This is a genomic window from Anaerolinea thermophila UNI-1, assembly GCF_000199675.1.
Lineage (GTDB): Bacteria > Chloroflexota > Anaerolineae > Anaerolineales > Anaerolineaceae > Anaerolinea > Anaerolinea thermophila.
Genome location: NC_014960.1, coordinates 1,389,895 through 1,403,363 on the forward strand (window position 1 = coordinate 1,389,895; position 13,469 = coordinate 1,403,363).

12 protein-coding genes and 1 pseudogene are annotated in these 13,469 nt (G+C 48.7%); 3 read left to right on the plus strand and 10 right to left on the minus strand.

Annotation, left to right across the window (positions count from 1 at the left end):
- Positions 1-47: 47 nt before the first annotated feature.
- Together ANT_RS06160 and ANT_RS06165 are read right to left on the minus strand one after the other, a co-directional pair.
- Positions 48-3,254, minus strand: coding sequence for a CRISPR-associated helicase/endonuclease Cas3 (locus tag ANT_RS06160; protein WP_013559650.1), 3,207 nt, complete (start codon positions 3,252-3,254; stop codon positions 48-50).
- Between the two features lie 421 nt (positions 3,255-3,675).
- Positions 3,676-4,773, minus strand: a complete 1,098-nt coding sequence (locus tag ANT_RS06165; protein ID WP_013559651.1) for an IS66 family transposase — start codon at positions 4,771-4,773, stop codon at positions 3,676-3,678.
- Positions 4,774-4,785: 12 nt separating this feature from the next.
- Here ANT_RS06165 and ANT_RS17305 point away from each other — a divergent pair, with 12 nt between their 5' ends.
- Positions 4,786-5,070, plus strand: a complete 285-nt coding sequence (locus ANT_RS17305) for a hypothetical protein (RefSeq protein ID WP_155818017.1) — start codon at positions 4,786-4,788, stop codon at positions 5,068-5,070.
- Positions 5,071-5,103: 33 nt separating this feature from the next.
- Here ANT_RS17305 and ANT_RS16970 read toward each other — a convergent pair.
- From ANT_RS16970 to ANT_RS06185, 3 genes and pseudogenes are all read right to left on the minus strand, one after another.
- Positions 5,104-5,878 (minus strand): annotated as a pseudogene (locus ANT_RS16970) (IS5 family transposase).
- Between the two features lie 93 nt (positions 5,879-5,971).
- On the minus strand, positions 5,972-6,322 hold the full coding sequence (locus ANT_RS06180) for a DUF2200 domain-containing protein (RefSeq protein WP_013559654.1): 351 nt from the start codon (positions 6,320-6,322) through the stop codon (positions 5,972-5,974).
- 17 nt (positions 6,323-6,339) lie between these two features.
- A complete protein-coding gene (locus tag ANT_RS06185) occupies positions 6,340-7,152 on the minus strand; it encodes a Nif3-like dinuclear metal center hexameric protein (RefSeq protein WP_013559655.1) in 813 nt (270 codons plus the stop codon).
- Between the two features lie 196 nt (positions 7,153-7,348).
- Between ANT_RS06185 and ANT_RS17310 the strand changes: the two genes are divergently transcribed.
- Complete coding sequence (locus tag ANT_RS17310; protein ID WP_155818019.1) at positions 7,349-8,155, plus strand: hypothetical protein; 807 nt, start codon at positions 7,349-7,351, stop codon at positions 8,153-8,155.
- A gap of 12 nt (positions 8,156-8,167) precedes the next feature.
- Positions 8,168-8,470 carry a YciI family protein gene (locus ANT_RS06195; protein WP_013559658.1) on the plus strand — a complete coding sequence of 101 codons (303 nt, stop codon included), beginning with the start codon at positions 8,168-8,170 and terminating at the stop codon, positions 8,468-8,470.
- Here the strand turns inward: ANT_RS06195 and ANT_RS06200 are convergent.
- The 5 genes from ANT_RS06200 to lysX are packed head-to-tail and all read right to left on the minus strand — an operon-like array spanning position 8,455 to position 13,465.
- The gene (locus ANT_RS06200; protein ID WP_013559659.1) at positions 8,455-9,501 is read right to left on the minus strand and encodes a [LysW]-lysine hydrolase; all 1,047 of its coding nucleotides are present in this window, start codon (positions 9,499-9,501) and stop codon (positions 8,455-8,457) included. The genes ANT_RS06195 and ANT_RS06200 overlap by 16 nt on opposite strands.
- Entirely contained in the window at positions 9,502-10,659 is a 1,158-nt protein-coding gene (locus ANT_RS06205; RefSeq protein WP_013559660.1) for an aspartate aminotransferase family protein, read from the minus strand.
- The gene (locus tag ANT_RS06210) at positions 10,656-11,459 is read right to left on the minus strand and encodes a [LysW]-aminoadipate kinase (RefSeq protein ID WP_013559661.1); all 804 of its coding nucleotides are present in this window, start codon (positions 11,457-11,459) and stop codon (positions 10,656-10,658) included. The genes ANT_RS06205 and ANT_RS06210 overlap by 4 nt, the downstream gene beginning before the upstream one ends.
- A gap of 18 nt (positions 11,460-11,477) precedes the next feature.
- Positions 11,478-12,518, minus strand: a complete 1,041-nt coding sequence (argC, locus tag ANT_RS06215; RefSeq protein WP_013559662.1) for an N-acetyl-gamma-glutamyl-phosphate reductase — start codon at positions 12,516-12,518, stop codon at positions 11,478-11,480.
- Entirely contained in the window at positions 12,515-13,465 is a 951-nt protein-coding gene (gene lysX, locus ANT_RS06220; RefSeq protein ID WP_013559663.1) for a lysine biosynthesis protein LysX, read from the minus strand. Before lysX ends, argC begins: the two co-directional genes overlap by 4 nt.
- Positions 13,466-13,469 lie beyond the last annotated feature (4 nt).

The window sequence follows — 13,469 nt, forward strand, 5'->3', positions numbered from 1 at the left end:
CAAAAGTTAGATCATGTTTGGCGCGAGATGATTCTCGCGTTACATCATTAGAATAACAAACCATCTCCCCCGACATTTTCGGGGATGAGAAGTCCGCGATGCTGGTCATAATAATCTGGCATAGAATCAGGGTTGAGAACGTGATAAGTGTCTTCAATGGTGAATATCACTCCTTTCGAACTGAGGGCGTCAAATTCGCTTTCAAAAATTGAAACTGTGAAGGGTTGAAGATTTCGTAATATAGAGGCTGGATACAGGTTATATTTCAGTTCTTCAATCAAACGTACTGCCTCCCCGTTGTAAGGAATAATAATAGTCACAGTTGGATCTTCAATAATCTTGAAACTGTGTGCCGCTGTCTCAAACATAAACTTGCCTTCTGGACTATCAAAACATTCCATAATCTTCTTAATGTCAAATGCCTGTGGGTCTTGTACATTATATAATTGTTCGAAGTATGCCTGGATGGCGGGAATAGAAATTGGTGCAGTATCATAGTCGCGTAATATCATTCGGGTAACTTCCGCTGTTTGTTTCAGAAAGGCCGGCGTCCTCCTGATATATTTTGATTTTGGTTCAAAAATAAACATCTCGCTTACACCACGTTTCATCTCACGGTTGATACGCCCTGACGCTTGATTGATGGAGTCCAATCCAGAAAGTGCGCGATAACCAATAGGAAAGTCCAGATCAATGCCTGCTTCCATCACGGTTGTTGAGACTACGCGGCACGGTTTTCCATTGGATAATCTCTCTTTAATTTCTTCCAGTGTGGCTCGGCGATGGGCTGGACACATTAACGTTGAAAGGTGGAAATTCCCCTCTCCTTGCAAACCGCTGTACAACCCGCTGGCATGACGGCGGGTATTGACGATGCACAGGACTTGCTCGTGCTTATTTAGGCGGGATAACAAGTCTTCATCGGTCAATGTACCCAAGTGCTTGACCTCAACACGTTTGTAGAAATTGAACAACATTATTGGGTCAGGGGCGAGTTCCTTTATCTCTGTTGTTTCAGGCAGAAAACGTTCTAGTCCTGGCTGAGTAGCGGTGCAAAAGACAGCGCTGGCTCCATAGTTGGTCACCAGTTCCCACACGGCAGCCATCGCAGGGCGTATATATTCTTTTGGGAGCATTTGTGCCTCGTCAAAAATGATCACGCTTTTGGCGATATTATGCAGTTTGCGACAGCGCGATGATTTATTGTCAAACAGCGACTCAAAAAATTGCACGTTGGTTGTGACTACGATAGGAATGTCCCAATTCTCTGCCGCCAGTTTTAGTTTAGCAAGGATGCTGTTGGTGCGATTATCGGCATCCTCCCGCTTTCCATCGTTCCAGTCGAAATTGGAGTGATGTTCCAACACATTCTCTTCGCCGAAAATTTCTTTGAACACTTGGGCATTCTGCTCAATAATAGTTGTAAATGGAATGACATAAATAATGCGTTTCAAGCCATGGGTAGCCGCATGATGGAGCGCAAATGCGATTGACGCAAGCGTTTTACCTCCACCTGTTGGGACGGTTAGGGAAAAGAAACCAGGTTTCTCATTCTCTCCTTTCTCGATACATGCATGAAGGATTTCATTGCGCTTGCGGTTAATGTCACTGGTTGGGTTCTCAAATTGTTTTAGGTATGTATCTAATTTCCTTTGCAAAGTCGGAATATCATCATATTCTCCGCGCGGCTTAACACCTTTCATAAAAATTTCAGTTTCCTGAAAATCGGCATCTACCAGTGCGGAGTAAATCATCCGTGTTAGAAATGAAAGGGAAAACCCTAAATAATTTTTGAAAGGTTTTTCGAATCTTAATGGACGGATGTGTAACTGTTGGGGAAATGATAATGCTGATAAGTTTAATTCTTTTTTATATTCGCTGTAATTGGGAATATTATTTTTCAGACGTCCACAAACGGTGGAACTTTCCAGGTCAACCTCACTGCCATAGTCGGGTAAGCCTGCATGATGTCCCAGAATGGGGTATGCCAAGATTTTGGCGAATCCCTCTTGAGGTGTACCCGAAAGCAGGGCATTAAGTTCCTTTGCGCCTGCCGTCGAGTGATCCACGCGCGGACCGCCTTCCAGCCGCTTTTGAAACTCTGCAGAATATTTGCCTAAATCATGAAACAACCCTGCAATATATGCCAACTCTGCAACGTTGGCATCCTTTCCAAAGTCGCGTGCCATTTCGGCAGTTTTACGGAGGTGGTCAATAAGCGGTTGCCAGTCTTCACGGTCTTTGTCCTCGCGGCGATGAGCAAAAAAACGGGGTTGTGGGGTATGTTTTGTAATGCTTCCATATATCCTTCCCATTCTTTCTACTTCCTTATTCAGTGTTTCGCGTAACTCCATTGGCTCAAGCACTTCCACATCTGCTCCCCAACCGCGAATCCACGGGAGCATTTCCCGCCAGTCGGCAATTTCCACACTCCAGATGCGTCCACCGTCTTCCGTTTGCTCAATGTGTTCGAGCGGATGCCAAACGCTTTCTTCCAGCCTTTGAATGGCAGTTGGGTTGGGGAAAAAACGCAGTTTAACCGTTACAGGCGGATTTTCTGCAAACCAGATTCCCCAGGCATGCCTTAATAAACTTTCTTCATTAAAGGATTCCGAGATTTCAAAAGTTTCACTGGTTAGGAATGCGGATAAAATCCGCTCCAACTTAAAGGGATAAATTTTGTCATTGAAATCGCTTTGGGCGATGACGTAGATGCTATCGCTCCAAATGGAAGGTTCAATCAGGTAAGGGCTGATTGTGTGGCGTGTGATTCCTTCATGTCCAAGCCGTTGATATTCAATGCGTGTTTTTCGTTGTTCTACCCATGCCTGAGCAATGGTCTCGAAAATCTTAATCTTTTCCGGCTTTTTTTCCTGATGAAGCAGGCGATCTGCAGTTTGTAATAGCCGTTTAGCCATTGGCTGATGCAGGACAATGGCTAATTTTTCAACTGCATTTGCCGCATGAGGGTGATAAAAACGGGTTTGGCGTGATAATCTTCGCACAGCAAGGTAAAGCGTGAGCGCCTCGGGTAAGTTTACTTTGACTTCGGAAATTAACTTTGATCGCGGGATATGATAGCGTCCTCTCTCCACTTCTTCAATCGGATAAGTCAGAGACAAATCTCTGCGGTCGCGGAATACTTGCGAACGGTTTACCCCAAGTCTTTCCGCCATTTCACTATCTGAATAAATGCCTTGAATATACAAGCGCTTCATTTCATCGAGGCGTTCCGCTTTGGTTCTTCCACTCATGGGAAATTCCTCCAGGGTAGTTATGTGGTTTTGGTTAAATCATACACCGGAGATGTTGCAGGTAATGCAACATCAACCAGGTAATTTTGAATAATCAACCTCATGAGAACAAATTATCTAACCCCCAGCATTATGTTTACAAATAATGCCTTTATGCATGCGATTATGCAAAACAGTAAGAAAATATAGGCAAGCGAAGGTCATGCCACTACCTTTGCGCTTTATACTAATGAACCAGTTTTTAAAGCATATGCTGTTATCTTAGCCTGGTTACGGATTATGATGAATTTGAATTAATTCATCAGCGAAATTAGCCACCAGGATGGTTATAAAACGGCATGAAATAAATGGCTGACAATTACTATTTTATTACAAAAAAACATAGATTTATATTTTTCCAAAAGAAACTTGAAGAGATAAATCACTCTGAGACTGTAACAAATTGGTGGGCAAATTTTCGAAAAAAGGAAGGAAGAGAGAAGACGGGGGGAGAGGAGGGAATTACGGGAGGGCTCATGCCCAGAACTGACAGGCAACCGTGCTTCCGCGGAGCAACCCGGCGGTGGTTTTGTATCCTGAGCCTGCCAATCCTCTGTTCTGTACGATGATGGGTCCAGGGAATGCCCGCATCCGCATAGAAAGCCACATAGCGTTGCCAATCACGCGATAAGCGCAGGATCAGGTCGCGGAGTTTTTCCAGGGGGGTGCGTTTTCCTTCCGGTGGTGTACTCCTGCCCGGCAGGGATTTCCACAGGCGGTGTAAGAGACGGTCTCCATGCCATGGCAGGTCGCGCAGGATTTCCTCGACCTTTTCAAGCACCCCCTGCCAGGCTGGATCCAACTCAGCCTGTAACCCCTTCAAAGCAGGCTTTACCCAGCGCCGCACATGAAACTGACACACCTGATGCCCTATCTCCAGTTCATCGGTCAGTTGCTTGTAGATCGCCAGATCATCGCTCACGATGGCGCCGATGTCATGCCTCTCTTTCAACCGTTTCAGCCAGGTGAACAGAGCCCGGCTGTCTTTCTCGTCTACCTCGGCAACCTCCAGCAGACTACCATCTCCCAGATCCACCGCCACCATCACTCCTTTGCCTCCCACCCAGGCTCCATCTACCCCCACCACCCGCACGCTTTTCCATTTCAATTCCCCCATCAACTTTTCCCCCTCTGCCTGTACATGCCGCCACCCGCTCATATGACTGAGCCTCAGCCCAAAGATCCTCAACACCCCGGCTACCCTGCGATAACTCAATCCCAGTGACCACAGGATCACACTTAATTTCTTCAACCGTTCACTGTGCTGTCCATTGCCTACCCCCTCCGGATAGTCCCGAAAGGTGCGCCTGCACCGTGTGCATCGATACCTCACCACCTCGACATGACGAACTTTGACATCCTCGATGCGCCTTTTCTCCACTCCCCATCGCTGGAATGTCTCCCCCTGACAATATGGACAGCGCTTCGGACGAACAGGCTTTTTTCGTTTTACCTGTGGCAGTTGGAGTATATTCTTCATGGAAGGGCTCCTGTGAGTGTGAGTTCAACTTTATCTTACAGGATCCCTTCATTTTTTCCCCTTTCTCCACCAAGTTTGTTACAGCGTCAAATAAACTCTAAAATCAAATCACCTGTAATCCTTTTTGTTGGGGAAATCACAACTAATCCAGGAATTGCTTTTGCTCGATATTTTTACAAGTTTTTATTTGTGAAGAACAATATTTATGAAAGCTTTAATCTTGCTAAACAAAATATGGAATCGGAATTTCCAAGGGAAAATGGAAAGGTGATTTTGCTTTATCCATCAAACTTATAGTAAGTAGTTTGTCATAAGTCTCTAGAAGTCATCTCAAAAATAGTGTCTGAGCAAGATTACCAAGCAACCCAGATGAACAAAGCCGATGTAGTTCTCGACAATGCGATCAAACCGAACCAGGATGCGCCGATAATTCTGGAGCCATGCAAACAATCGCTCAACTTTCCAGCGCCTACGATAACGGTGGAGTTTCCGTCCATCCTGGGCCTTCTGCTTCTTTCGGTTAGAGCGATGGGGCGCAATCAATTCCACTCCATTTTCAGCCAACTTCTCGTCCAGCGGATCGCTGTTATACGCCTTGTCACCAATCAAACGCTTGGGCAGCTCTTCGGTGAACATGGTGTCCAAAGTCGGTTCTACAAGGGTGATCTCATGCGGCGAAGCACTGCTAACGGATATGGCGATAGGAAGACCAGAGCGGTCTGCCACTGCCATGATCTTTGTACCTTTGCCCCTTTTTTGCGATGACAAAGGTGCCATCAATGAAACATTCGGTCAAATCGAGATCGCCACGCTCTTTCATGTCTTGTACCAGGGCCTTCAGCATCTCCTCAAACGCACCCAAGCGAGCCCATTTCTGGAAGCGTCGATGGCAAGTCTGGTAGGGTGGGTATCGCTCTGGCATATCTTTCCATTGTGCACCGGTGCGCATGATCCACAAAATACCGTTGAGAATCTCACGATCGTCGCGCCGAGGTCTGCCACGTCCATCAGGCCGTCTCGGAGGTTCTGGTATGAGTGGTTTGATTACGTCCCATTGTTCATCGGTAAGATCTATCGACTCGTCTCCATTTCGGATTTGAGCCAGAGTTTACCATTTTTGAAATAGCTTCTAGTCTTTGTGAGGGAAAATGGTGCTTAGCGCTTTGCTTTCTGTTCTGTTTGAGAAAGAGCAGAAGATTTACTTTCTTAAAATTTTTTCCATTGTTTTTCCCTGAGCCAATTCATCAATCAGTTTATCCAGATAGCGAATTTTTTGCATCAGCGGATCTTCTATGTCTTCTACACGAACACCACATACTTTCCCCTTGATAAGAGAAGCGTTGGGATGAATAGATGGGGCTTGAGTAAAAAATGTTTCTAAATTGCATCCCTGATTGATTTGTTGATGTAGTTCAATCCAATCATACCCGGTCAGCCAGCAGATGATTTGATCCACCTCTTCTTTCTTGCGATTTTTGCGTTCTGATTTCTGAATGTAGAGCCGGTATATATCTGAAAACTTCATCGAAAATATTTGTGAATTTGGCATCTTTTTCCTTTTATAAGTTAGAGCGGTTTCACATGGTAGATGAAAGGATCTCCCGCTTCGATAAAGTCCACGGGAATTTTGGGGAATAGCGCCTGTAACCAACTTACGAGATGTTTCATGCCCACCTCTTCTGTACGATTATGCCCTAAAACAATTAAGGATTTATTCATTGCTAATTGGGCGGCGTCGTGAACGTAAGCCGCAAGTGTCCATTCAAGAATTTCTCCACATACAATCGTATCCAGGTTTGCTTTGTTCATTAACTCCATCGGCATTTCTTCTCTACCTAATCCCAGGCTACCCCCACCAACAAGGAATCCCACTCGTTCAACACTTCCATTTACTGCGCCCACTATTCGAGAGACAGAAACTTGTAACCGCTCTTCCAGAAATTCAGCGAGATCCACCACAGAAATTTTTGGAATGGTAAAACAATGTTTGTCATCAGCATTCTGGTATGTTTCCCACCCAAGTTCTCGAATCAGCCCATCGTAGATCAAATCTGGAGTAGACCCGTGCATGTGATCATGAAATCTCCAGATGTTGATTTGATGTTGGTGGATCAGAGCCTGTTTTCCTGTATATACGGGGTCATCTTTCAGCCATTCAGTCTTGTCCCACCCCGTAAAAAAGGTGGGTTCGTGAGTGATAATCAGGTTAGCACCTTTCGCAGCAGCCTCTTTGATCACGTCAACCGTTGCCATGAAAGTTGTGGCGATTCCTGTGACCTCTGCATTCCAATCTCCCACAATCAATTGATCGCAGGTCTGTTCCATTGGGGGAACATTGCATTTTTGCAGAATGGTTTCTACAATCGTTTTTACATTCATATAGTCCTCCAGGTGTTTATCTTATCGCCTTTTCCCATGCTCAAGCTATGGACTGTTGCCGGTAAACGCCTTGCAATCAGTATAATGTAGTTTATTGGAAAATTTGCCCTGGAGTTTTGATGAAGCCGTGATGGTATTGGCTTTCATATGGAAAATGTTCTTATCGTTAACAAAAACAATGGGATAAAATCACTTCATGGTTTACAGACTCGTTCTTATTTCCAGAATAGTCCTGATCGCAATTGCCCTTACGGCGTGTAATTTTGTCAGTGTTCCTGTCCCAACCGGCACGCCAACAATGCCACCCTCACCAACCCTGACATCTACCTTAACAATGACGCCCAGTTACACGTCTTCTCCAACGCCTTCATTTACCCCTACAATAACTTTTACCCCTTCGCCTTCGTCCACCCCAACGATTACAAACACGCCAACGATAACCCTCACGCCCACATTTGATTTTCCGGATGTCACTGTCAAGATGCAAGCCCATTGCCGTTATGGCCCTGCCAAAGCCTTTTTGCACGCCGCTGATTTGTATCCCGGTGATCATGGCACGGTGCGAGGGCGGTACGCCTATAGCGCCTGGTTATACGTGAAATTCGACAAATTGAAATATTTTTGCTGGGTAGCCCCTTCCGTGGTGAACATCGAAGGGGATATCAATAAAGTGTACCTGACCGAGCCCAAATTGCCAGGCCCCAGTGTGCTTTACGGTGCGCCGGAGAATGTCCGCGTTCAGCGTGAGGGTGATCGAGTGGTGGTGACCTGGGATCGGGTTGCCATGACAGAGGATGACGACCGTGGATACATGCTGGATGTGTTTGTTTGTCAGAATCAGCGGTTGATCTGGTATCCGGTATCCCTTCCCAATCAGTATGAAACCAGTGCGGCTTTTACAGATGAACCAGGATGCTCTGCGCCTTCAGGTGGCGTGCTTTACACGGTTGAAAAGCATGGTTATTCCCATCCCACCAAAATTCCCTGGATTCCTGCTCCCTAGATAAGAGGTCCTATGAAGCACTTCCTCATTGAAATTACCTATACTGTTCCTTTTTCCACCCTGGAAGCCGTTGTACCCGAACACCGCGCCTTTCTGCAGACGGGATATGATAAAGGCTGGTTACTGCTTTCAGGCCCGATGAATCCGCGCACCGGCGGGATTGTGGTAGCGCGTGCCCCATCACAGGAGGATCTCCAGTACTTCTTCTCTGGAGATCCATATGCCCTTCGAGGTTTTGCTTTGTACCGCTTTGTGGAGTTTGACCCGGTAAAATACCAGCCATTTCTGGCTGAGTGGATTCAAGAGGCTCCCTGAGTGATTGTTTTCAGCGTTTGGGTGAGTACTCGAATGCTCTGACGATATTCGCTCAGGGAGATATGTTCGTTTGGGGTATGGTCAAGATTGGAATCCCCCGGTCCATATGCCACACAGGGGCAGCTCCATACCGGAGCGACAAGGTTAAGGTCTGCGGTACCAGTTTTTAATGAAAATGTGGGGTTGCCACCTTCGGAGCGAATAGCCTGGAGAAGAGCCCGCACAAGCGGAGAATTTTTCTCACCCCGGTAGGCTGGAATCCCGTCCAGCAGGTTTACAGTGCCTTCATCATCGAGAAGGAGGATTTCCTGCATTAACCTTTCGGGTGGCATGGCAGGGGGCAGTCGTACATTTATTTCTAATTCAGCAGTGTCCACAAATCCATTCTGTTCAGAATGCATGGAACGCAGGCTGGGGGTGACCTGATCAAAGACCCGCGTGGTCGAGGCATTCCATTGATGGGTTTGCTTCACCAGTCTGTTCCAGAATTGCACGGCGGTTTCACAGGCGGTTTGTTTTCCCGATGCGCTGTGAGACATGGGCTTTTCGACGCGGTAACGAATCCAGGCGCTCCCTTTGTATCCCAGAGTGATACGATCCCACCCGCTGGGTTCTCCAATCACCGCGAAATGCGGGTGATAGGTGTGAAGAATTTCTTTGGCACCCCGGGAGTCGCCTTCTTCAGCCAGCGCTCCGATGACGATGATTTTCCAACCGGGTTGAGGACCTGCCTGTGCGGCAGCGGCGGTCAGACATGCCAGAGGACCTTTGGCGTCCACAGTCCCTCTTCCAAAGAGCAGGTCTCCCTCGATGCGTACCGGGATTTCCCCCTGCACGGTGTCAATATGTCCCAGCAGGACGATTTCATTGGGTCCATCTCCCAGGATGCCCACTGCGTTACCGGTTGAATCTACAAAAGCCTTGAATCCTGCTTTTTGCATTTCTTCGACAAGGAAAGCGACAGCCTTGCTTTCCTCACCGGTAGGGCTGTATCGAGAGACCAAGTCTTTCAGTAAGGCAACTTCATCCATTCAGCCCTCCCGAAGCACCCGTTGAAGAACCTCAATGACAATTTCAAGGTCGGCGGGTTCGATGACCAGGGGAGGGAGAAAACGCATTACTGTCAACCCTGCCGGCAGAGCCAGAACGCCTTCCTGCATCAGGGCTTGCAGGTATGGAGTGACTTTCTGTTTCAGTTCCACACCCGCCATCAGTCCCAGCCCTCTTACTTCGCGAATCAAGGGGGACTGAATTTGACTTAATGCCTGAAGAAACCAGGTCCCCAATTCCTGTGCGCGCTGAGGCAGGTGGTGTGCCAGCATGTAATCAATCGAAGCAAGTGCCGCGGCACAGGCAAGGGGATTGCCTCCAAAGGTTGAACCGTGCACCTGCGGAGGAAGTTCGCCAACTGCTTCGCCGATCAACACGGCTCCCATGGGAAAACCCCCGGCAATGGATTTCGCCAGGCAGACCAGATCCGGACGAATGGGGTGGTGCTGGTAAGCAAACATCTTACCGGTTCTTCCGAATCCAGTTTGGACTTCATCCACAATCAGCAAAGCGCCCCGTTCCCGGCAAAGTTGTTCTGCCCTGATCAGAAACTCAGTGCTGGCAGGGTTAACCCCACCCTCTCCCTGGACGATTTCCACCACAAATGCGGCGGTATTCTCCCGGATAGCCTCTTCCAGGGCTTCAGGGCGGTTGAAAGGTACATGCTGAAAGCCTGGAACCAGCGGCTCGAAGGGCTCGCGGTATTTCTTTTCCCAGGTTGCCGAAAGTGCTCCCATCGTGCGCCCATGGAATCCACGCATACAGGCAACAATTTGCGATTTCCCCGTAGCAAGGCGGGCGAATTTGATTGCCGCTTCATTGGCTTCTGTCCCGGAGTTGCACAGGAAGACTCGGGGAAAGCCCGAGATTTCGCATAGGCGTTGTTCCAGCAAAGCCCTCCGGTCGTTGTAAAACATTTCTGGGCAGGAAATGAGGGTCTGTGCTTGCGCGGCAATGGCAGCTGCAACTGCCGGATTGGCATGTCCGATATTGGCAGCTCCCTGTCCACCTACGCAATCAATGTATTCTTTCCCCTCTGCGTCCCACAGGCGGGCGCCTTTTCCACGCACAATCGCAATGGGGCGTTTGGTGTACAACCCCGATGTGTACTGGTTTTCCAGTTCAATGATGTTCATCATGCAATTACCGTTCCTTTACCAGCCAGTGCATCCAGCAAGGGATGTTCAGTGCGTCCATCGGCAAAAATAACCCGGGGCACTCCCAGGTGAATTGCTTCACTGGCTCCCAAAACTTTCTTCTTCATCCGTCCTTCGGCGAACGAAAGAGCCGAATCTAGTTCTGCCCGTGAGAGCCTTGGAATGACCGTGCTTTCGTCAGGGAAGTGACGCATCAACCCTGGCACATTGGTCAGGATGATAAGTTGTTCAGCATGCACAGAGCCAGCAATCATCGCCGCGGCGCGGTCAGCATCCACATTGACCGCTTCTCCCTGTTGCGAGAGTGCCAGCGGGGCAATCACAGGGGTAAAGCCGTTTTCCAGCAACAATTGAAGCAAGTTGGTGTTCACTGTTTCAATTTTGCCTGTGTAATCGTCGCGCAAAATCATCTTGCGCCCATTTTCTACTATACGGATGGCTTCTTTTCGCTGTGCCCTCATCAGACGTCCATCCACACCGGAAAGCCCCAGCGCATTGACGCCGTGTTTTTGCATTCTCTCAACAATTAACGTATTGATTTTTCCCGCGGTTACCATGGCAAAGATTTCCAGGGTTGTCCGATTGGTATAGCGACTGGTAAAGCCGTTCTCGCTGGTCACAAATCGAGGGGGATGTCCAAGTTGGGTGGAAATCTCATTGACCTCTGCCGAGCCTCCGTGAACCAGAATGAGTTGTTCCCCTTGCTGGATGAGGCTGGCAGCGTCGGCACAGATGGTATCCAGATTGACCCCTTGAGAACCCCCAATTTTGACGACGATCATATCTTCCTCCGCGATGTCTTAGATGGGATGCAGTCCAGAAAACGTTAAGCCTGTGGTTTCCTCAAAACCGCACATCAGGTTCATTGCCTGCACTGCCGAGCCGGCGGCGCCTTTCATCAGATTATCAATGGCAGCAAGAGCAACCACTCGGCGGCTTTGCGGATCGAAGTCAAAGCCCACATCCACATAGTTCGACCCTGCCAGAATTTTGGGCTCAGGTACACGATGCACCCCCCGGCGATCCTTGACCAGTCGGATAAAAGGTTCGCTTTCGCTCCACTGACGGTAGATTTTCCACAAATCTTTTTCCGTTACGTCGGGCAGGGTAAAGGCGTGTGCTGCCGCCAGTGCCCCTCGTACCAGGTCCACCGAGGTCATGGTCAAATGTACGGCTTTCAATCCCAATTCCTGGATAACTTCAGCGGTGTGCCGGTGACCATAGGATGAAAACGTGCGCACCACACTGCTGCGCTCTGGATGATGTGAGCCGGCATTGGGTGTGGCTCCGCCCTCGGATGAACCCACCTTAACATCTACAATAATGGGCAATGAGAGATCCAGCACCCCGGCTTTAACCAGCGGATAAAGTGCCAGATTGGCTGCTGTAGCATTGCATCCCACTCCGCTGATGTATGAAGCCTGCCGCATTTCTTCACGGTGCAGTTCAGGGAGCCCATACACAAATCGCCCTAACCATTCCGGGGCTTGATGGGTTTCTCCATAATACTGTGTGTATAAACTGGCATCCCGCAGGCGAAAATCTGCCGAGAGGTCGATAATCTTCGGCGCGGTTTGGGCGTACTGGTTGATCTTGCGCTGGCTTTCGCCATGCGGCATGGCAAGGAAGAGCACATCGCAAGGTGTTACCTGATTGGGATCGGAAAACTTTAGCGAAGTACGCTTCCGCAAGTTGGGGTGTTGCTGATAGACGTATTCCCCAAGATGACTGCTGGAGGTGACCTGCTGAATTTCCACTTCGGGATGATCCAGTAACAACCTTAATAATTCGCCCCCCACATAGCCGGAGGCTCCGATGATAGAGACTTTGAGAGAACTCATGGCGTCAGATGGCTCCATTCTGCAAGGGTGTGAGAAAGGGCATTCCAGAGGGCTTGCCCATTTTGTGGTGGCTGAATGATGGGGGAGTGCAGGCGGATGTCTTTCCGCGCAACCGCAATGGTGTAATCGGCGATAATTCCGGCGATGTCTATACCGGTGGTGGGCGCAAGGGTGTGAAATTCCATGGTGTGGTTAATCTCATTGACCAGGTAGCCCCGTTGTGGGTCTTCAAGTACATCTACAGCCAGTACGCCTCCACCTACTGCATGCGCGGCTTTTACACACAAGTCATTCAGTTCAGGGGTGATGGGACAGTTTTCTCCTTGTCCGTTGCGGGCGGTGTTGGTGATCCAGTGGGAGGAATTGCGATAAATTGCACAGACGGTTTGATCCCCTACCACGAATGCCCGGATATCCCGCTCGGGTTTCTGAATGTATTCCTGAATGTAATAAATGGAGTGCTGGTAAGACCCCAGGGTTTCCTTATGTTCCAGAATGGCTTCGGCTGCATCGCGGTCGTTAATTTTTGCCAGCAGGCGTCCCCACGAACCAATCACAGGTTTTAAAACTACTGGATACCCCAGTTCTTCAATGGCTTGCAGGGCGGCTTCCGGTGTGAACGCAACCTTAATGCGTGGTTGTGGCACGCCCGCTTTAGCCAATGCGGATGAGGTGGCAAGTTTATCTCCACAGGTAGCCGCAACGTGTGCCATATTGACCGTAGGAATTCCCCACGAGTTGAGAATTTGGGTGGCGTACAAGCCTCGGGCAAATGAGATACTCCGTTCCAGAACGACATCAAAAACCATCCACGAATCAGGCCTGCTGATATCAAACACGGATTCGCGGTCGTCGATGCGTTCAAAATCGATGCCCCGTTTCTCGAAGGCTTCCAGCAACCACTTTTCTTCGACCCGTACCCGGGAAAGGATGATACCGATTTTCATTCGC